Below are 19,953 nucleotides of genomic sequence, written 5' to 3'. Positions count from 1 at the left end.
GCGTGGCGCTAGATGACCTTGGCGCGCAGCGTGGCGGTGACGATCTCGGTGACGACCACCACCGCGAAGATCACGGCGAGCACCAGCCCGACCTGATCCCAGTAGAGATTGTCCATCGCCGCCTGCAGGGCGACCCCGAGGCCGCCGGCACCGACAAGACCGAGCACGGCGCTCTCGCGCACATTGATGTCCCAGCGGAACAGGCTGACAGCCAGGAAGGCCGGTTTTACCTGCGGCCAGAAGCCCTTGAGCAGGACCGAGCGCCGTGGCGCGCCCGCCGCCCGCAGCGCCTCGATCGGGCCGGGCTTGGCCTCCTCGATCGCCTCAGCCAGGAATTTTCCGGTGAAGCCGATCGAGTGGACTGCGACCGCCAGGACACCGGCGAGCGCTCCCGGGCCGAAGACGGCGACGAAAAGCAGCGCCCAGACCAGTGTGTGCACCGAACGCGTCGCGACCAGGATGAAGCGGCCGAGCGTGTTGACCCAGGCCGAGGAGGTGATGTTGCGGGCGCACATCAGCGCCACCGGCGTCGCCAGCAGGATCGCCAGGATCGTGCCGAGCGTCGCGGTGTGCAGCGTCTCGACCAGCGCCTGCTGCACGGTCTTGGGGAAATAGGCCCAGTCGATCGGCCACATCCTTGCGAAGAGATCGACCGTCTGTGCCGGGGCGTCATAGAGGAATTCCGGGATGATCTCGATGGTCTGGACCGACCAGCCGAGCGCCACCGCCGCCAAGCCCCAGAAGGCGAGGCGCATGCTGCGCTCGGCCGTGGTGAAGCGGTGCCAGACCGGGCCGGAGGCGCCGATCTTCACCTCTCCGCTCGGCGCCTCGTCTTGGTAGACCCGGCGCATGAAGGCGGAGAGGATCTCGCCTGCCATCACCGCCAGGATGATCGCGATGATGATGGTCAGCACGAAATCATAGTCGAAGCGCTGGAAGGCGGTGAACAGGGTGGCGCCGATGCCGCCGCCGCCGACCAGGCCGACAAGAGCGGAATTGCGCAGGTTCGAATCGAGTTGGTAGGCAGCGAAACCGATGAAGCGCGGCAGCACCTGCGGCACCACGCCCATGGTCACCACCGAGAGGAAAGGCGAGCCGGCGGCGCGCAGCGCCTCGATCGGCTTCATCGACATCTCTTCGATCGCCTCGGCGATCAGCTTGGCGATGAAGCCGATGGTCGCGACGATCAGCGCGAGAATGCCGGCCAGCGCGCCGAAGCCGACGGCCTTGACGAAAAGGATGGCGACGATGACCGGGTGGAAGGTGCGGCAGAGCGCGATCAGCCCGCGCGCCAGCACCGTCACCGGCAAGGGCATCAGGTTGCGGGCAGCGCAGAGGCCGACGGGCAAGGCGAGCAGCACGCCGGCCCCGGTCGCGATGATGGCGATCTGCAGCGATTCCAGCATGCCCTGCGCGAGCAGCTGCAATTTGTCATGGGCCAGGTTCGGCGGGAACATGCGGCCGAGGAAGCGCGCGCCGTTGCCGAGGCCCTGGACGAAGCGTTCCCAGCGGATGTCGACGATGCCGGCGGCGTAGATGACATAGGCGACGAACAGCAGCGCGCCGATGCGCAGCGGCCAATTCGCCGGAAAGGCACGGGCGCGCAGGCTGCTGCCGGCGCTGACGGGAAGAGCGCTCATTCCATCCAGCCTTCGCCGCCATAGATCTCGGCGAGATGGCTTTCCTGAAGTCCGGCCGGCGGGCCGTCATAGACGACGACGCCCTTCGACATGCCGATCATCCGCAGCGCATAGCGGCGGGCCAGCGCCACATTGTGGATGTTGACCAGCACCGGGATGTCGCGTTCGCGGCCGACCTTGGCGAGCAGCTCCATGATCTCGACCGAGGTCTTGGGGTCGAGCGAAGAGGTCGGCTCGTCGGCAAGGATCAGGTCGGGCTCCTGCATGACCGCACGAGCGATGCCGACGCGCTGGCGCTGGCCGCCGGAGAGCTGGTCGGCGCGGCGGGTGGCGAAATCGGCGAGGCCGACCGATTCGAGCAGGGCGAAGGCGCGGGCGATGTCTTCCTCGGGGAAGCGCCGCGTCCAGGCACGCCAGACCGGGACATAGCCGAGCCGGCCGCAGAGCACGTTCTCGATCACCGTCAGCCGCTCGACCAGGTTGTACTCCTGGAAGACCATGCCGAGCCGCCTGCGTGCGGCCCTGAGCGCCTCGCCCTGCAGCTTCGCCAGATCGGTCCCACCCAGCATGATCGAGCCTGAGGTCGGGTCGACCAGCCGGTTGATGCAGCGGATCAGCGTCGACTTGCCGGTGCCGGATGGGCCGATGATCGCGACGATGCCGGGTTCGGTGACACTCAGCGAGATGTCGCGCAGGACCGGCTGCCCCTTGCGGTACTCCTTGACGAGGTTGCGGATGACGAGCGCCCGGCCATGGCCGGGCGCTTCTGCGGCGGGAATCGCGCTCATGAGCTTGTTACGGCCTTCGCGTCAGGGCTTGGCCGGCGCTGGCTGCTGCGCCTTCTTCTTGGCGAGTTCGTCGGCCTCGCGCTTGGCCTCGGTGTCGTAGGCCGACTTGTTGTAGGGCGTGCCCGACTTCTCGGCGACGTCGCGCACGACCGCCCAGTCCTTCTGGTAGGTGATCGGCAGGAAGCGGTCGTCGCCGTTGAACTCCTTGGTCATCTCCGGGGTGAAGCGGAAGGAGAAGAAGCAGTCGGTCAGCTTCTTGGCGAGCTCGGGCTTGAGGTCGTGCGCATAGGCGAAGGACGAGGTCGGGAAGATCGCGCTGCGATAGATCTCGCGCACGTCATCCTTCTTGATCGTGCCGCGCACCACCATGCGCTCATAGACGTCTCCGGCGACCGCGCCCATGTCGTAGTCACCCGAGACGACGCCGAGGATCGACTTGTCGTGGCCGCCGGACATCAGCGGCTTGTAGTCCTTGTCGGCTTCGAGCCCATGCTCGGGGAAAAGCACGCGCGGCGCGAGGTTGCCGGAATTCGACGAGGGCGAGGTGTGAGCGACCTTCTTGCCCTTGAGATCGGCCAGCTTCTGATAGGGGCTCGACGCCTTGACCACGGCGACGAGATTGTAGCCGCGCACGCCGGCGGCCGAGCCCTTGGCGGCGAAGGGGATCGCGCCGGCAAGGTTCACCGCAAAGCCGGTCGGGCCGGTCGAGAAGCCGGCGAAATGCAGGCGGCCGGAGCGCATCGCCTCGATCTCGGCCGAGTTCGACTGCACGGGATAATAGACGATGCGCTTGCCGGTGCAGGTGGCGAGATGGTCGGTCAGCGGCTTGAAAATGTTGGCGTAGACGGCGGGGTCTTCAACCGGCGTATAGGCCCAGACCAGCGCCGACGGGTCCTTCTGCTTCGAGGCGTCGGTCGGCACGTCGGCGACGAGGTCCTTGTTGGCGTCGCAATACATCGTATCGAGCTGGCCGCGATTGGGGCAGGCGTCCTGTGCCTGCGCCGCGCCGGCGAGCCCGAGGCCAAGGAGCAGCGAGGTCGTGGCGGACAGGCAAGTCAGTATCTTGGTCATTGGTAGCGTATCTCCCGGTCGTTCTTCATTATAAGCTGGCTATAGTATGTGACACAAAACTGTCATATTCCAGCCGAGCGAGAGCCCTAGCCTTACGACTAAAGTGGCCTTGTCCACGGCAACAGCCGGCGTGGCCCCAACCCTGATGATGCGACAGCTTCTTTCTACAACCTTTCCGGACAACCTGGCCGCGCTGGTGCCGCGCTATGACGGCTTCCTGCTCGACCAGTGGGGCGTGCTGCATGACGGCGTCCGGCCTTATCCCGGCGCCGTGGCCGCGCTCGAAGCACTGCGCCGTGCCGGCAAGCGCTTGATCATCCTGTCGAATTCCGGCCGCCTCGGCAGCGAGAACGCCGTGCAGCTGGCGAAGCTGGGCTTTGCGCGCGAGCTTTATGACGAGGTCGTCTCGGCCGGCGACGATGCCCGCGAGGCTCTGGCGACGCGCGACGAGCCGCTTTACCAAGCGCTTGGGCGCCGCTGCCTGCTGCTGGCGCGAGAAGGCGAAGCGCATCTGGCGGACGGGCTCGGGCTCGAGCTTGTCGATGAGGTCGAGACCGCCGATTTCATCCTCCTGATGACCATGGACCCGCCCCGGCAGTCGGTCGCCGGCTGGATGGAGCTGCTCGAAGCGGGTAGCCGGCAGCGCCTGCCGATGATCTGCGCCAATCCGGACCTGCATCGCGCCAGCCCCACCGGCGGCCTGCAGGAGGCACCTGGCCTCGTCGCGCGGGCCTATGAGCAACTGGGCGGCGCGGTGCGCTATCATGGCAAGCCCGAGCCGCGGATCTATCGCACCTGCCTTGCCCGGCTCGGGCTCGACCGGAGCCGTGTCGTCGCGATCGGCGATTCGCTGGAGCATGACATCGCTGGTGCGCAGGCGGCGGGCCTCGACAGCGTCTTCATCGGTGGCGGCATCCATCGCGGCGATATCGGCTGGGATGGCGCAGCGATGGGCAGGGCGAGCTGCCTCGCGCTCTTCGCCCGCGCCGGCCGGACTCCGACCTATGCACTGCCGCTGCTCGGCTGACGGAGAAGCTGCTCAGCGCCCGGTCAGGAACAGGCCGGAGACGAAATAGGCCAGCGCCGAGATCAGGCCCGCTGCCGGCATGGTGACGATCCAGGCGAAGACGATGCCGCGGGCGACGCCCCAGCGCACCGCCGTGACCCGCCTTGCCGCGCCGACGCCGATGATCGCGCCGGTGATGGTGTGCGTGGTCGAAACGGGGACACCGAGATAGGTCGCCATGAACAGGGTGATCGCGCCACCGGTCTCGGCGCAGAAACCCTGCTGCGGCGAGAGCCGGGTGATCTTCGAGCCCATGGTGTGGACGATGCGCCAGCCGCCGCAGAGCGTGCCGAGCGCCATCGCCGCCTGGCAGGAGATCACCACCCAGAACGGCACCGAGAAGGTCTCGCCCATCATCCCGTGCGAGAACAGCAGCACGGCGATGATGCCCATCGTCTTCTGCGCGTCATTGGCGCCGTGCCCCAGCGAATAGAGCGAGGCCGAGACGAATTGCAGGAGGCGGAAGGTCGAATCGACCTTGATCGGCGCGACCCGCAGGAAGGTCCAGGAGACGATCAGCACCAGCAGCAGCGCCAGCGCGAAGCCGATCGCCGGCGACATGAAGATCGCGATGAAGGTCTTGCCGAGCCCCCACCAGACGATCGAGGAGAGGCCGACTTTTGACAGGCCGGCCCCGACCAGCCCGCCGATCAAGGCATGCGACGAGCTCGACGGGATGCCGGCAATCCAGGTCACGACGTTCCAGACAATCGCGCCGGTGAGCGCGCCGAAGATCACGCGGTCGTCGACGATCGCCGCCTGGATGATGCCGGAGCCGACCGTCTGGGCGACGTGGAGGCCGAAAAACAGAAAGGCGATGAAGTTGAAGAAGGCGGCCCAGAACACCGCCCATTGCGGCGCCAGCACCCGGGTCGAGACGATAGTCGCGATCGAGTTGGCGGCATCGTGCAGGCCGTTCAGGAAGTCGAACAGCAGCGCGACGGCGATCAGGAAGATGAGGACGGGAGCGAAACTGGCGAAATCCACGGCGCGGGGCGCCTCTCAGAGGTGTTCGAGGACGATGCGGCTGACGCGCTTGGCGACGTCCTCGAAGCGGTCGACCACCTTTTCCAGGTGATCATAGACCTCGGCGCCGACGATGAAGCCCATCGCGTCAGTACCGCGATGCGCCTTGAACAGCTCCTTCAGGCCGCGATCGTAAAGCTGGTCGGAGCGCTCCTCGATCGCGCCGATCTCCTTGGCGAGCGCGCCGATGCCGATCGCATGCTTCTTGATGTCGCGCAGCATGGGGAGGAGCTCGCCGACCTTGAGCGAAGCGGCGACGATCGTCTTGCCGAGCTCCTGCATGCTCGGGGAAAAGCTCTCGACCTCGAAGAGCCGGATTGCCTTGGCGGTCTTCTGCATCTGATCGATGGCATCGTCCATCGAGCCGATCAACTCCTCGATGTCGCCGCGGTCGAAGGGCGTGATGAAGGTGCGGCCGACCTCGAGCATCACCTCGCCGGCGATGGCGTCGGCAAGGTTCTCCTCGGCGAAGATCTCCGCGCAGCCGGTCTCGATCGGCCTTTCCCCGCTGAGCACGCCGTCGAGTGCGAGCGCTCCAGCCTTCAGCGTCTCAGCATGACGCTCGAACAGCACGAAGAACTTGTCTTCCTTCGGAAGCAGTTTCTGGAACCAGCCCAGCATCGGAACGGCCTCTCACCAGCTTCGTCAGTCCGCAGCAAGCAGCGGGGATGACACGCCTGCGCCTTCTGTGACAGTTTTGCGACGACGGCAATCCGGATTCCCGGCCTTGCCCTCCGCGGACCTCGACGTCGGCGGGTGAAGAACGATCAAGGGAGGACTGAATGTTTACACGCAGGATCGCGCTCGTCTCGGCGCTGGGGCTCGCTTTGGCGACGACGGCTGCTCACGGGCAGGCGCCATCGGGCAAGGTCACGGTCGTCACCTCGTTTTCGAAGGACGTCACCGACCCGATCAAGAAGGCCTTCGAGAAGGCGGTTCCAGGCGTGACGCTCGAGGTCCAGAACCGCAACACCAATGCCGGCGTGAAATATGTCGAGGAGACCAAGGCCAACAACCAGGTCGACCTGTTCTGGGCCTCGGCGCCCGACGCCTTCGAGGTGCTGAAGGGCAAGAAGCTGCTGACCGCCTACAAGCCCAAGGCGTCCGGCATCCCCGAGAAGATCGGCTCCTATCCGATCAACGACCCCGACGGCTTCTATTTCGGCTTCGCCGCTTCGGGCTACGGCATCATGTGGAACGAGCGCTACGCCAAGGCCAACAAGCTGCCCGAGCCCAAGGACTGGCAGGACCTCGCCAAGCCCGTCTTCTACGACCATGTCTCGATCGCCTCGCCGGCACGCTCGGGCACCACGCATCTGACGGTCGAGACCATCCTGCAGGGCGAGGGCTGGGAGAAGGGCTGGCGGACGCTGAAGGAGATGTCGGGCAATTTCCGCTCGATCACCGATCGCTCCTTCGGCGTGCCGGAGGCGGTCAATTCCGGCCAGGTCGGCGTCGGCATCGTCATCGATTTCTTCGCCTTCTCGGCGCAGGCCTCGGGCTTCCCGGTCAAGTTCGTCTACCCGACCGTGACCACGGTCGTGCCGGCCAATGTCGGCATCATCGCCAATCCGCCGAACAAGGCGGCAGCCGAGGCCTTCATCGAGTTCCTGCTCTCGCCGGCCGGCCAGGAGGTACTGCTCGAGCCGGGCATCCGCCGCCTGCCGGTCAATCCGGCCGTCTACGCCAAGGCCGGCGCCGATTATCCCAACCCCTTCACCGACCCGCGCTTCCAGAAGATGATCGGCTTCGACGTCGACAAGTCGGAGGCGCGCACCGCCGTGGTCGACACGCTGTTCGACCAGCTGATCTCCTTCCAGCTCGATGCGCTGAAAGGCGTCACCAAGACCCTGCACGAGGTCGACGCGGCGCTCGCCAAGAAGCCGAACGCCCAGGCCAAAGCGCTCGCCGACGAAGCCCGCACCCTGATCGCCGCCTTGCCGGTGACCGAGGCGCAGGCCGCGAGCCCCGAGCTCCGCGGCGCCTTCACCGGCGCCAAGGAGAAGGGCGCGCGCCAGGCCGAGGTCGAGAGCCAGTGGGCGAGCTTCGCCCGCGACAACTACGCCAAGGCGAAGGCCAAGGCCGAGGAGGCGCTGAAGGCGGCGCGCTGAGCGTACTGACAAATCTCTCTGTCATCCCGGGCTTGACCCGGGATCCATCGTAAGGCGCACCGCTCTACGATGGATCCCGGATCTCAGCTTCGCTGCGTCCGGGATGACGGCCCGCTTGTTCGCTAACGCCCAGGTCATCATGACGGCCGTTTCTCCACTCCCCCGCGCCCGCACCTTCTCCGCCACGCCCGGCCAGATCGCGCTGGCGCTCGCCATCGCCGTCTTCCTGCTCGTCTTCCTGATGCTGCCGGTGGCGACGGTGATCTATGTCGCCTTCACCGAGAAGGGCACCTCGACCTTCACGCTGGTCAATTTCTACGACTTCGCCCGCACCGAGCTGTTCATGCGCTCGCTGTGGAATTCCTTCTACGTCTCGGCGATGTCGGTGGTCTGGGCCTCGGTGCTGGCGCTGCCGCTGGCCTATCTCACCACGCGCTTCGCCTTTCGCGGCGCCGCGGTCGTGCAGACGCTCGGCTTCCTGCCGCTGATCATGCCGCCCTTCGTCGGCGCCGTGGCGATGCAGCTATTCTTCGGCCGCAACGGCTCGGTCAACCTGCTGCTCGACGACTGGTTCGGCTTCAAGATCGATTTCATGGAAGGGCTGAACGGCGTCATCTTCGTCCAGTCGGTCCACTATTTCCCGTTCATCCTGATCAACCTCTCGGCGGCGCTGCGCAATATCGACCGCGCCATGGAGGAGGCCGCGCAGAACCTCGGCTCCTCCGGCTTCCGCCTGTTCCGGCGGATCGTCTTCCCGCTTGCTCTGCCGGGCTATCTCGCCGGCGCCTCGCTCGTCTTCGTCAAGGTCTTCGACGATCTTGCGACGCCGCTCCTGCTCAACGTCAAGGATATGCTGGCGCCGCAGGCCTATCTGCGGGTGACCTCGATCGGCATCGCCGACCCGATGGGCTATGTCATCTCGGTCGTCCTGATCGTCGCCTCCGTGCTGGCGATGTGGCTCTCGGCGCTGGCGCTCAAGGGCCGTGACTATGCCACCACACAGCGCGGCGGCGGCGGGCTCGCGCAGCGTGTCATGCGCCCGCACGAGGCTGTGCTCGGCTATGGCGTCGTCATCCTGATCCTGGCGCTGGTGCTGGCGCCGCATCTCGGCCTGTTGCTGCTCTCCTTCGCGACGATCTGGTCGTTCTCGCCGCTGCCGGACGCCTATACGGTCGCGCATTACGGCCGCGTCTTCGGCGAGAGCTCGCTCTACATCAAGAACACCCTGATCTATGCCGCGCTCGCCGGGGGCATCGACGTCGTGCTCGGCGTCGCTATCGCCTATCTCATGCTGCGTACCAAGCTGATCGGCCGCGAGTGGCTCGACTGGATGGCCTCGGCCGCGCTCGCCATTCCCGGTGTCGTGCTCGGCATCGGGTACCTACGGACCTTCTACGGCATCACCTTGCCGGACGGCACGCCGCTCGCCGCGCTCTGGATCACCATCGTGCTGGCTCTGGCGATCCGGCGCCTGCCTTATGCCTTGCGCGCCTGCCATGCGGCCCTGCAGCAGATCTCGGTCTCGTTGGAGGAGGCGGCGGAAAACCTCGGCGCCACCAAGGCCCGCACGGTGCGCCGCATCGTCGTGCCCTTGATGACCGGCGGCATCCTCGCCGGTTTCGTCACCTCGTTCGCGACCGCCGCGGTCGAGCTCTCGGCGACGCTGATGCTGGTCCAGTCCAATTCCGACGCACCGCTGGCCTATGGGCTCTACGTCTTCATCCAGTCGGCGGCAGGGCGAGGGCCGGGCGCGGCGCTCGGCGTCGTCGCTGTCCTGCTCGTCGCAGCCTGCACCTTCTTCTCGCATCTCATCGTCGAACGCAGCCAGAAGGCCAGGGGCCTATGAACTCGCAAGCCGGTCTAGTCTCCGCTCCCGCTCCGCTCAACACGCCGGCCGTCTCGGTCGCGATCGAGGGCGTCAATCTGTCCTATGGCGACAACCATGTGCTGAAGGACGTGAACCTTGCGATCGAGCCGGGCGAGTTCTTCGCCTTCCTCGGCCCCTCCGGCTGCGGCAAGACCACGCTGCTTAGGCTGATCGCCGGCTTCAACCGCGCCGATACCGGCCGCGTCACGATCGGCGGACAGGACATCTCCAACCTGCCGCCGTGGAAGCGTGATGTCGGCATGGTTTTCCAGTCCTATGCGCTCTGGCCGCACATGACGGTTCGCCGCAATGTTGCCTTCGGCCTGGAGGAGCGCGGCGTGAAGCGCGCCGAGATCGAACGGCGGGTCGAGGCGGCGCTCGGGCTGGTCGGGCTTGGCCATCTCGCCGAGCGCCGGCCCTCGCAGCTCTCCGGCGGCCAGCAGCAACGCGTCGCGGTAGCGCGCACTGTCGCGGTCGAGCCCAAGGTGTTGCTGCTCGACGAGCCGCTCTCCAATCTCGACGCCAAGATGCGGGTGCAGGTCCGCCGCGAATTGCGCGACCTGCAGCAGCGCCTCGGGCTGACTGCGATTTTCGTCACCCACGACCAGGAGGAGGCGAACACGATCTGCGACCGCATCGCCGTGATGAACGATGGCGTCGTCCAGCAGGTCGGCACGCCGATGGAGCTCTATGAGCGGCCCGCCAATCTCTTCGTCGCCGGCTTCCTCGGCACGGCCAACATCCTGAAGGGGCGTGTCGTCGGCAGCGGCGCCGGTCGTCATTTCGAGATCGAGGGTGGCGCTCAGGTTCCGGTCGCGGAGGCGGCGAGCCTGCCGGAGAACTCGACGCTGGTCTTCCGCCCTCAGCATGCGACGCTCGCGGCGGACGGAGCGCCGGGCGGGGGAGCGATCGCGCTGCCTTGCACGATCGCGCATCGCGAGTTCCTCGGCGCGAGCATCCGCTATGGCGTTCGCATCGGCAGCACCGAGGTCGCGGTCGACATGCCGTTCCAGTCGGGCAGCGAGCTGTTCGAGAGTGGGAGTCAGGCGACCTTGACGCTGTCGCCGCGCTCGCTGCGCTGGCTGCCGGCATAGGCTCGTCGCAAGCAACAAGACCTGCGTCGGGGTTGCACGAAAAGGCCCTTGACCTTGCCATCGTGGGAAGGTGCAGGCTGATGCAATCGTCAATGAAGGACATTGCAGCCATGTGCTCCTGCCAGCAGCATTCTACCACAGCCTCGACCGCGACGCCGGCCCCCGGCGGGGCAATCAGCTTTCGCGTCGAGGACATGACCTGCGGCCATTGTGCCGGCACGATCAAGCAGGCGATCGAGGGCCGGCTTCCAGGTACCGCGGTCACGGCGGATCCGGGTTCGAAGCTGGTCAGGGTGCAGGGCACGGCTGATTTCGCTGCGATCAGGTCGGCCGTGGTTGCGGCGGGATATACGCCGAGCGTGGATCAGGTCGGTTGAGGCAGGACATGACAAGCAAGCTTTCCCCATCCCGCCGCGGCCTGCTGATCGGCGCTGCGCAGCTGGCCGCTACGTTCGGGCTATCGCGCCCTGCGGCCGCCGCCGAGACGCTGCCGAAGATGGTCGTGACCCGCGATCCGAGTTGCGGCTGCTGTGGCAACTGGGTCAAGCATGTGCGGGCGGCCGGCTTCCCGGTCGAGGTGGTCGAGGTCGCGGATGTCGCGCCGCTCAAGCTCAAGCTCGGCGTGCCGGATGCGCTCGCCTCCTGTCATACCGTCGAAGTCGGCGGCTACGTCGTGGAAGGCCATGTGCCAGCCGAGGCGATCAAGCGCCTGCTTGCCGAGCGGTCCAAGGTCACGGGCCTCGCCGTCGCCGGCATGCCGGTTGGCTCGCCCGGCATGGAAGTGCCCGGCCAGGCGCCGGATGCCTATGACGTCGTGGTGTTCTCCGCCAGCCGGCAGAACGTCTTCGCGCGCTATCGCGGGCTGAAGCAGATCTGACAGCCGCTCCCGCGGCATGATCGACCTAGCCGCCGGCCATCTCGGGGGGCTCTGATCGCTGGGGGCTCTGGAACAGCTCCAGGATGACCCCGCGCGCCCAGCGCAGCATGGCGTTCTGCGCGTGCCGCCGGCTCCAATGCAGCGCCACGCTGAAATCGCGCTGGGGCAAGGCGGGCTCAAGCAGGGCGAAGGACGCGACCGGCTCGAGGCCGAGGCCAATCTGGCGCGGCATCAGCACGGCTAGGTCGGTGGCGCGGATGATCGGCGGCAGCGCCGTGAAGCTGGAGACGACGAGGCGGATGCGCGGATCGAGATGCAGCATCTCCAGGATCCGCTGCGTCTGGGCGTGTGAGCGCACGGAGACGAAGTCCAGCCGCGCGATAGCGTCGGCGCTCAAGGCGCCGTCGACGGCCTGACGTGTGACCGGGTGCCCGGCGCGAACGAAGATCTGGTAGCGATCGGTCAGCATCTCGGCCTGGGCGGAGCCGCTGACGGTCGGGAGAAAACCCAGCGCGAAATGAAGCTGGCCATTGTCCAGGGCCTCGGAAATCGCGTCCGGCGGCCAGGCGCGCGAGGTGATGCGCAGGTTCGGCGCGATCTCTCGGAAGGTGGTCATCAGCGGCGGCAAGAAGCGGCCCTCGCCGATATCGCTGAGATGCAGGCGCAACTCGGCGTCCGTGGTCGCCGGATCGAAGCTTTCATCCTCCTTCAGGCCGGCTTCGAGCAGCGCAAGGCCGGCCTGGACCGAATGCGCCAGGCGCTCGGAGCGGGCGGTCGGCCGCACGCCGCCGGCGACGCGCTCAAACAGCGGATCGCGCAACAGCAGTCGCAAGCGTGTCAGGGCCTGGCTCGTCGCGGGCTGCGAGAGGCCTAGCTCCTCGGCCGCACGGCTGACATTGCGGGTGCGGTAGACCGCATCGAACAATCTCAACAGGTTCAGGTCGATCGTATCGATATTCGCCATGCGAATAATACTTAGTCGCTTCATCTAATTGAGCAATGGCCAGCGTGCCGCCACAGTGCCGCCGATCCGAGGGACGCGCATGCCAGCTGACATCACATCATCCTCTGCCCGCCCGACCGTTAGGGAAGCCGTGCTCGACCTGCTGCGCCAGTTTGGGATCGACACGGTCTTCGGCAATCCCGGCTCGACCGAGCTGCCGATGTTCCGGGAGTATCCGGAGGATTTCCGCTATGTGCTCGGTCTGCAAGAAGCGGTCGTGGTCGGCATGGCCGACGGCTATGCGCAGGCGACGCGCAATGCCGCGCTGGTCAACCTGCACTCGGCCGCCGGCGTCGGCCATGCCATGGGCAACATCTTCACGGCGTTCAAGAACCAGACGCCGCTGCTGATCACGGCCGGCCAGCAGGCGCGCTCGATCCTGCCCTTCGACCCGTTCCTTGCCTCGGTGCAGGCGACCGAGCTGCCAAAGCCCTATGTCAAATGGGCGATCGAGCCGGCCCGCGGCGCCGACCTGCCGCTCGCTCTGGCGCGGGCCTATCACATCGCCATGCAGCCGCCGCGCGGCCCGGTCTTCATCTCGATCCCGGCCGATGACTGGGATCAGCCGAGCGAGTTCGTCCTGCCGCGCCGCGTCAGTCAGGCGATTGCGCCGGCGCCCGATGGCATCGCGGCGGTTGCCGAGCGCCTGAACGCCAGCAGGCGGCCGGCCTTCGTCGTCGGCGCGGGCGTCGCGCGTGACCAGGCCGTCGACGACGTCGTCGCGCTGGCCGAGCGCCACCACGCTTCGATCTATGTCGCGCCGATGAGCGCGCGCTGCGGTTTCCCCGAGCGCCATCCCCAGTTCTGCGGCTTCCTGCCGGCGATGCGCGAGAAGATCGTCGAGCGCCTCGCCCCGCATGACTTCATCCTGGTGCTGGGTGCGCCGGCCTTCACCTATCATGTCGAGGGCAACGGGCCGCATATTCCTGAGGGAGCGCAGCTCGCGCAGATCGTCGACGATCCGCAGCAGGCGGCCTGGGCGCCGGTCGGTGACAGCGTCGTCGCCAGTCTCGATCTAGGGGTAGGTGCGCTGCTCGCCGCCAGCGCGCCTGGCGCCGGACGCGAGGCATCGCTGTTCCGACCCGCTCCGCAGACACCCTCACCCGGTGTGCCGATGTCGGCCGCTTATGCGCTCTCGGTGATCGACCGGGAACGCCACCCCGACGACGTCGTGGTCGAGGAGGCTCCGAGCACCCGCTCGACGATCCAGACCTATCTGCCGATGAGCGGCGCCGACAGCTTCTACACCATGGCGAGCGGCGGGCTCCGGACACAGCATGCCGGCGGCGGTCGGTGTCGCGCTGGCCCGCCAGCGCATGAAGCAGCCCGGGCGGACGATCGCGCTGATCGGCGACGGCTCCAGCCTCTATTCGATCCAGGCGCTCTACAGCGCCGCGCAGCTCGACCTGCCGATGACCTTTTTGATCCTCAACAACCGTCGCTATGCGGCGCTTCAGGATTTCGCCCCGGTCTTCGGCTATGCGCCGAACGACAAGCCGGCCGGAACCGAATTGCCGGGCCTCGATTTCGCGCAATTGGCTGGTGGGCAGGGCGTGCCGGGCGAGCGGGTCGAGCGGCCCGAGGACCTCGCCCCGCGCCTGCGCGCCGCCTTCGCGGCTTCCGGGCCGAACCTGATCGACATCGTGATCGCCTGAGCTTCGAGGATCGAGAGATGACCGATACCATCAACCTTTTGATCGACGGCAAGGCGGTCGCGGCGACCGGCGGGCGCGTCTTCGAGCGCCTCAACCCGCTCGACGGCTCGGTCGCGAGCCGCGCCGCCGCGGCCACAGTCGACGACGCTCGCGCGGCCGTCGATGCCGCCGCTCGCGCTTTCCCGGCCTGGTCGCAGACGCCGCCGGCCAAGCGCCGCGAATTGCTGGTCAAGGGCGCGCATGCACTCGAAGCCCGCGCCGCTGAGTTTACGGCGGCGATGTCGGCCGAGACTGGCGCTTCCGCCATCTGGGCCGGGTTCAACGTCCACCTCGCAGCCGACATGCTGATCGAGGCCGCCGCGCTGACGACGCAGATCAGCGGCGAGGTCATCCCGTCCAATGTGCCCGGCAGCCTCGCCTTGGCGGTGCGCCAGCCGGCTGGCGTCGTACTTGGGATGGCGCCGTGGAATGCGCCGGTCATCCTCGGCACGCGCGCCATCGCCGTGCCGCTCGCCTGCGGCAATACCGTCGTGCTGAAGGGCTCGGAGCTCTGCCCGCGCACACATGGGCTGATCATTGCAGCTTTGCAGGAGGCCGGGCTGCCGGATGGCGTGGTCAATTTCGTCACCAATGCGCCTGAGGACGCAGCCGAGGTCGTCGCGGCGATGGTGGCGCATCCGGCGGTCAGGCGCGTCAACTTCACTGGCTCGACCCATGTCGGCCGCATCATCGCGAAGCTTTGCGCGGAGCATCTGAAGCCGGTCGTGCTGGAGCTCGGCGGCAAGGCGCCGGCGCTCGTCCTCGACGATGCCGATCTCGACGCGGCGGTCGCCGGCATCGCCTTCGGCGCCTTCGCCAATTCCGGCCAGATCTGCATGTCGACCGAACGGATCGTGGTCGACAGCCGCATCGCTGACGACTTTGTCGCGCGCCTTGCCGCCAAGGCACAGAAGCTGCCGCTTGGCGATCCGCGCCAGGGACCGGTCGTGCTCGGCTCGGTGGTCGACATGAAGGCGGTCGAGCGCTGCAACGCCCTGATCGACGACGCCTTGGCGAAGGGCGCGACGCTCGTCTCCGGCGGCAAGGCGGATACGACGCTGTTTCCGGCGACGCTGCTCGACCACGTCACCCCGGCGATGCGGATCTACGGCGAGGAGAGTTTTGGGCCGGTCAAGGCGATCGTGCGCGTCGACGGCGAGGAGGCGGCGATCGCCTGCGCCAACGACAATCCCTATGGGCTTTCGGCCGCGGTGTTCACGGGCGACACGGCGCGCGGCTGGCGCGTTGCTGGCCGCATCGAATCCGGCATCTGCCATGTCAACGGTCCGACCGTGCATGACGAGGCGCAGATGCCGTTCGGCGGCGTCAAGAACAGCGGCTATGGCCGCTTCGGCGGGCGCGCCGGCATCGAATCCTTCACCGAATTGCGCTGGCTGACGCTACAGACCGCGCCACGCCATTACCCGTTCTAGGTGCGAGAGATGAGCGTCGTTACAAAGGGATGCATGGTCATCATCGAGAGGTCGGACGAAGACGTCCGGCAAACCCTGCAGGCGAGATGGCCCTGCTGTCCCGAATTTCCTGTTGCACATTATTTAACATGTGAAATAATTTACTGAACCACCTGGATGGCGGAGCGGGCCGCCTGACGACCGGACGCGCGGAAACAAGCGCGACGACGACCAACAAGGGGAAGAAAGCCGATGCAGGAAGCCGTGCCGGGCCAGGTAGCGAACGATCCGATTGCCTTCGGGGCGTCCGGGCGCGTGTTGCTCGCCGTTTCGAAGGTTCTGGCGATCACCGGAGGGCTCTTGTTCGTCGGCCTGGTCGGCATGTCGATCGTCTCGATCGTTGGCCGCAAGCTCCTGTCCGCCCCCATTCCCGGCGATGTCGAACTTCTACAGATGGTCGCGGCGGCCGCTTCTGCCGCCTTCTTCGCCTACTGCCACCTCAACCACGGCGACGTGAAGGTCGACTTCTTCACGGCGGCCGCCCCGCCATGGGTCAATCACATGCTGGATGCCTTCGGCTCGCTCCTTGTCGGGCTTGTCGGTGCCGTGCTGACCTGGCGCGTCTATGTCGGGGCGATCGGTACCCGCGAGGACGGCGAGACCTCGGCGATCCTCGATATCCCGGTCTGGTGGGCGCAGATCGCGATGGTGCCGGGCTTTGCGATGCTGGCGCTGGCCGGCTTCTACATGGCGACGCGTCATGTTCAAGAAGCGGCGCATCGCGAGGGAGCCCGTCGATGAGCGGGATCTCGGTCGGCTTCACGATCTTCGCAGGTCTGCTCGCGCTGATGGCGTTCCGCGTGCCGATCGGCATCGCGATGTTCGTCGCGGGCTCGGGTGGCTATGTCTATCTGATGGGTGGCAACTGGGCGCCCTGGCTCAACATCCTGAAATCGATTCCCTATGCCCGCCTGTCGAACTACGACCTGACGGTCATTCCGCTCTTCCTGCTGATGGGCCAGTTCGCCACCCATGGCGGCTTGTCGGCGAGCCTGTTCCGCTGCGTCAGCGCCTTCATCGGCCATCGCCGCGGCGGCGTCGCCATGGCGGCGATCGGCGCCTGCGCCGGCTTCGGCGCGATCTGCGGCTCCTCGCTCGCGACCGCGGCGACGATGGGCCAGGTCGCCCTGCCGGAGCTGCGCCGCTACCGCTATTCGGGGAGCCTCGCGACTGGCGCGCTCGCGGCCGGCGGCACGCTCGGCATCATGATCCCGCCCTCGGTGCCGCTGGTGATCTACGCGATCCTGACCCAGGAATCGATCGGCAAGCTGTTCATGGCCGCCGTCCTGCCCGGCCTGATCGCGATGTTCGGCTACATGTTCGTGGTGCAGCTGGTCGTGCGCCGCAATCCGGAAGCGGGGCCGGCCGGCCCGCGCGTGCCCTGGCCGGAGCGCCTCAAGGTCCTCGCCGGCGTACTCCCGGTGATCCTCGTCTTCGTGATCGTCATCGTCGGCATCTATGGCGGCTGGGCGACACCGACCGAGGCGGCTGCGATCGGCGCGGCGGCCTGCGGCGCGATCGCGGTGGTCAGCGGCGGCATGCGGCTACGCGGCCTGATCGACAGCGCGCTCGGCACGGCGCAGGCGACGGCGATGATCCTCTTGGTGCTGCTCGGCGCCGACATGCTGAACACGGCGCTGGCCCTGTCGCAGATGCCGGCGGAGCTTGCGGGTTGGGTCAAGGACAGCGGCCTCGCACCGCTCTTCGTGCTGGCGATGATCCTCGTGATCTACATCCTGCTCGGCTGCGTCATGGACTCGCTGGCGATGATCCTGCTGACGATCCCGATCTTCTATCCGATGATCATCGGGCTCGACTTCTACGGCATGTCGGTCGAGGACAAGTCGATCTGGTTCGGCATCCTCGCATTGATGGTGGTCGAGATCGGCCTGGTGCATCCGCCGGTCGGCATGAACGTCTACATCATCAATCGCCTGGCCAAGGACGTTCCGCTGGTCGAGACCTTCAAGGGCGTGATGCCCTTCCTGGCCTCTGATCTCGTCCGCATCGTCGTCCTCGTCGCCTTCCCCTCGATCTCGCTCGTCCTGGTCAAGGCGTTCGGCGCGCTGTGAGGCAGTTCACCACGAAGCAGACAACAACCACACAGGGAGGTGCAGCATGAGCAAGCAACGGAAGTCCATCCTCAACCGGTTCCGCAGCGGTCTGTTGGCTGTCGGTGGCCTGGCAGGCCTGATGGCGGCGACACAGGCCTCGGCGCAGCAGATCATCATCCGTGTCCACCACTTCCTGCCCTCGACCTCGAGCGCGCAGGTCAAGCTGATCCAGCCCTGGTGCGACAAGATCGCCAAGGAATCGCGCGACAAGCTCAAATGCCAGATCTACCCGGCGATGCAGCTCGGCGGCACGCCGGCGCAGCTCTTCGACCAGGTGCGCGACGGCGTCGTCGATGCGATCTGGACCGTGCCGACCTATGCCTCCGGACGGTTCGCCAAGTCCGAGGTCTTCGAACTGCCCTGGATGGTGGTGACGGCCAAGGCCGGCAGCCGCGCCTTCTGGGATTATGTCGAGAAGAATGCCGAGGACGAGTTCAAGGGCGTCAAGCGCATCTTCATGCACGTGCATGACGGCGCGCTCTTCCACTTCACCAGCAAGCAGCCGAAGACGCTCGCCGACATGAAGGGCCTGAAGATCCGGGCGGCGACACGCGCCAATTCGCGCATGCTCGCGGCGCTGGGCGCGACCCCGGTGCAGATGCCGCTGCCGGCCGTGCCGGAATCGCTCGCCAAGGGCGTCGTCGACGGCGCGGCCGTGCCCTGGGAAGGCTCGCCGTCGATCAAGTTGGCCGAGATCGCCAAGTACCATCTCAACGTGCCGGCGGGAGCGCCGCGCATCTCGAACACGATCTTCCTGTTCGGCATGAACCAGGCGAAATACGACAGCCTGCCAGCCGATCTGAAGAAGGTGATCGACGCCAATAGTGGCCCGGAGACCTCGGCCTGGGCCGGTGAGATCGGCTTCGACGCCGTGGTCGAGCCCTTCAAGAAGCAGGCGGCCGATCTCGGCGGCGTCTTCTACGACCTGCCGCAGGACGAGTACAAGCGCTGGGTCGACGCGACCGCCTCGGTCGAGGAGGACTGGATCAAGGAGGTCGGGGCGAAGGGCGCCGACGGCAAGAAGCTGATCGCGGATGCGCGCGCACTGATCCAGCAATACGCAAAGTAGGCGGAGATGCGGGCTTCGCCGGCGGCCGGCCGCTGGCGAAGTCCGCAGCAACTGCTGCTCAGTCTCTCGGACGAGAGCAGGCCAAGGGCTGGACAATCACCGGCATGAAGTCAGACTGGCGGCCGATCTTCCTCACGGGACGCCGGGCATGCTGAAAGACGGATTGGTCGAGCACTTCAGGGTTGCCGATGGCGCTGATTTCCGGCTGAAGCGTTTCGACCCCGCCGACACCGGCGGCCTCGATCTCGACAAGGACGAGGCGCGCGAGCTGCTGCAGAGCGGCGTCAAGCGCCTGCGCAACCTGCAGGAGCGTCTCTTCGCCGAGAAGCGCTGGTCTGTCCTCATCGTGCTGCAGGCGATCGATACCGCCGGCAAGGACGGGACGATCGAGCACGTCATGTCGGGCGTCAATCCACAGGGCTGCGAGGTCACCTCGTTCAAGGCCCCGAGCTCGCTCGAGCTTCGCCACGACTTCCTCTGGCGCACGACGTGCGCGCTGCCCGAACGCGGCGAGATCGGTATCTTCAACCGCTCCTATTACGAGGAGGTGCTGGTCGTCCGTGTCCACGAGGAGTTGCTGGCGAAGCAGGGGCTGGCGCCTGAGCTCATCGGCAAGGACATCTGGCGCGAGCGCTTCGAGAGCATCCGCGATTTCGAGAAGCACCTGGCGCGCAACGGCACGGTGATCCTGAAATTCTTCCTCAACTTGTCGAAGGAGGAGCAGCGGCGGCGGTTCCTGGCGCGGATCGACGAGCCCGACAAGAACTGGAAGTTCGAGCCTGGCGATCTCGCCGAGCGCAAGCACTGGGACGCGTATCAGCGCTTCTACGAGGACGCGATCGCCAACACCGCGACCGAGCACGCCCCCTGGCATGTGGTGCCGGCCGACAACAAATGGTTCACCCGGCTCCTGGTGGCAGCGACGATCGTCGATCGCTTGGAGCAGCTGGACCCGCAATTCCCGGCGGTCGATGCCGAGGCGCGCAAGGCGCTGACCAAAGCCCGCAAGGAATTGCTGGCCGAGGACGACAAGCGCAAGGATTGAGCCGCCAGCCTTTCCC

General features: G+C 66.7%; 17 protein-coding genes and 1 pseudogene. 12 read left to right on the top strand and 6 right to left on the bottom strand.

Annotated features, from left to right (window positions below; all coding sequences use genetic code 11):
• Positions 1-8: 8 nt before the first annotated feature.
• The 3 genes from phnE to phnD are packed head-to-tail and all read right to left on the bottom strand — an operon-like array spanning position 9 to position 3,499.
• Positions 9-1,640, bottom strand: a complete 1,632-nt coding sequence (phnE, locus tag QO058_RS10825) for a phosphonate ABC transporter, permease protein PhnE (RefSeq protein WP_284172019.1) — start codon at positions 1,638-1,640, stop codon at positions 9-11.
• Complete coding sequence (gene phnC, locus QO058_RS10820; RefSeq protein ID WP_284172018.1) at positions 1,637-2,428, bottom strand: phosphonate ABC transporter ATP-binding protein; 792 nt, start codon at positions 2,426-2,428, stop codon at positions 1,637-1,639. Before phnC ends, phnE begins: the two co-directional genes overlap by 4 nt.
• A gap of 21 nt (positions 2,429-2,449) precedes the next feature.
• A complete protein-coding gene (gene phnD, locus QO058_RS10815) occupies positions 2,450-3,499 on the bottom strand; it encodes a phosphate/phosphite/phosphonate ABC transporter substrate-binding protein (protein ID WP_284172016.1) in 1,050 nt (349 codons plus the stop codon).
• Between the two features lie 145 nt (positions 3,500-3,644).
• Between phnD and QO058_RS10810 the strand changes: the two genes are divergently transcribed.
• Complete coding sequence (locus tag QO058_RS10810; RefSeq protein ID WP_284172015.1) at positions 3,645-4,526, top strand: TIGR01459 family HAD-type hydrolase; 882 nt, start codon at positions 3,645-3,647, stop codon at positions 4,524-4,526.
• 12 nt (positions 4,527-4,538) lie between these two features.
• Here the strand turns inward: QO058_RS10810 and QO058_RS10805 are convergent, their stop codons facing one another.
• Together QO058_RS10805 and QO058_RS10800 are read right to left on the bottom strand one after the other, a co-directional pair.
• Positions 4,539-5,552 (bottom strand): inorganic phosphate transporter, encoded by a 1,014-nt coding sequence (locus QO058_RS10805; RefSeq protein ID WP_284172014.1) that lies wholly within the window; start codon positions 5,550-5,552, stop codon positions 4,539-4,541.
• Positions 5,553-5,567: 15 nt separating this feature from the next.
• The gene (locus tag QO058_RS10800) at positions 5,568-6,212 is read right to left on the bottom strand and encodes a DUF47 domain-containing protein (protein ID WP_284172013.1); all 645 of its coding nucleotides are present in this window, start codon (positions 6,210-6,212) and stop codon (positions 5,568-5,570) included.
• Positions 6,213-6,373: 161 nt separating this feature from the next.
• On the opposite strand from QO058_RS10800, the gene QO058_RS10795 reads away from it, so the two are divergent.
• From QO058_RS10795 to QO058_RS10775, 5 genes are all read left to right on the top strand, one after another.
• On the top strand, positions 6,374-7,702 hold the full coding sequence (locus QO058_RS10795; protein ID WP_284172012.1) for an ABC transporter substrate-binding protein: 1,329 nt from the start codon (positions 6,374-6,376) through the stop codon (positions 7,700-7,702).
• Positions 7,703-7,841: 139 nt separating this feature from the next.
• Positions 7,842-9,548 (top strand): ABC transporter permease, encoded by a 1,707-nt coding sequence (locus tag QO058_RS10790; RefSeq protein WP_284172011.1) that lies wholly within the window; start codon positions 7,842-7,844, stop codon positions 9,546-9,548.
• The gene (locus tag QO058_RS10785; RefSeq protein ID WP_284172010.1) at positions 9,545-10,663 is read left to right on the top strand and encodes an ABC transporter ATP-binding protein; all 1,119 of its coding nucleotides are present in this window, start codon (positions 9,545-9,547) and stop codon (positions 10,661-10,663) included. Before QO058_RS10790 ends, QO058_RS10785 begins: the two co-directional genes overlap by 4 nt.
• A 92-nt stretch (positions 10,664-10,755) precedes the next feature.
• Positions 10,756-11,040 (top strand): heavy-metal-associated domain-containing protein, encoded by a 285-nt coding sequence (locus QO058_RS10780; RefSeq protein ID WP_284172009.1) that lies wholly within the window; start codon positions 10,756-10,758, stop codon positions 11,038-11,040.
• A gap of 8 nt (positions 11,041-11,048) precedes the next feature.
• Positions 11,049-11,540 carry a DUF411 domain-containing protein gene (locus QO058_RS10775; RefSeq protein ID WP_284172008.1) on the top strand — a complete coding sequence of 164 codons (492 nt, stop codon included), beginning with the start codon at positions 11,049-11,051 and terminating at the stop codon, positions 11,538-11,540.
• Between the two features lie 25 nt (positions 11,541-11,565).
• Here the strand turns inward: QO058_RS10775 and QO058_RS10770 are convergent, their stop codons facing one another.
• Entirely contained in the window at positions 11,566-12,504 is a 939-nt protein-coding gene (locus QO058_RS10770; protein ID WP_284172007.1) for a LysR family transcriptional regulator, read from the bottom strand.
• Positions 12,505-12,583: 79 nt separating this feature from the next.
• Between QO058_RS10770 and mdlC the strand changes: the two are divergent.
• The 6 genes and pseudogenes from mdlC to QO058_RS10740 form a co-directional block, all read left to right on the top strand.
• Positions 12,584-13,750, top strand: a pseudogene (gene mdlC, locus QO058_RS10765) (benzoylformate decarboxylase); the annotation flags it as partial.
• 465 nt (positions 13,751-14,215) lie between these two features.
• Complete coding sequence (locus QO058_RS10760) at positions 14,216-15,670, top strand: aldehyde dehydrogenase (protein WP_284172006.1); 1,455 nt, start codon at positions 14,216-14,218, stop codon at positions 15,668-15,670.
• A gap of 231 nt (positions 15,671-15,901) precedes the next feature.
• Positions 15,902-16,450, top strand: a complete 549-nt coding sequence (locus tag QO058_RS10755) for a TRAP transporter small permease (protein ID WP_284172005.1) — start codon at positions 15,902-15,904, stop codon at positions 16,448-16,450.
• On the top strand, positions 16,447-17,781 hold the full coding sequence (locus QO058_RS10750; protein ID WP_284172004.1) for a TRAP transporter large permease: 1,335 nt from the start codon (positions 16,447-16,449) through the stop codon (positions 17,779-17,781). Before QO058_RS10755 ends, QO058_RS10750 begins: the two co-directional genes overlap by 4 nt.
• 46 nt (positions 17,782-17,827) lie before the next feature.
• A complete protein-coding gene (locus tag QO058_RS10745; RefSeq protein WP_284172002.1) occupies positions 17,828-18,892 on the top strand; it encodes a TRAP transporter substrate-binding protein in 1,065 nt (354 codons plus the stop codon).
• A 148-nt stretch (positions 18,893-19,040) separates the two neighbouring features.
• Positions 19,041-19,937, top strand: a complete 897-nt coding sequence (locus QO058_RS10740; protein ID WP_284172001.1) for a polyphosphate kinase 2 family protein — start codon at positions 19,041-19,043, stop codon at positions 19,935-19,937.
• Positions 19,938-19,953: the final 16 nt, after the last annotated feature.

The organism is Bosea vestrisii (genome assembly GCF_030144325.1).
In the GTDB taxonomy this organism is placed as follows: domain Bacteria; phylum Pseudomonadota; class Alphaproteobacteria; order Rhizobiales; family Beijerinckiaceae; genus Allobosea; species Allobosea vestrisii_A.
Note: the sequence above shows the minus strand (reverse complement) of the source record. Positions and strands in the feature narration are given on the sequence as shown.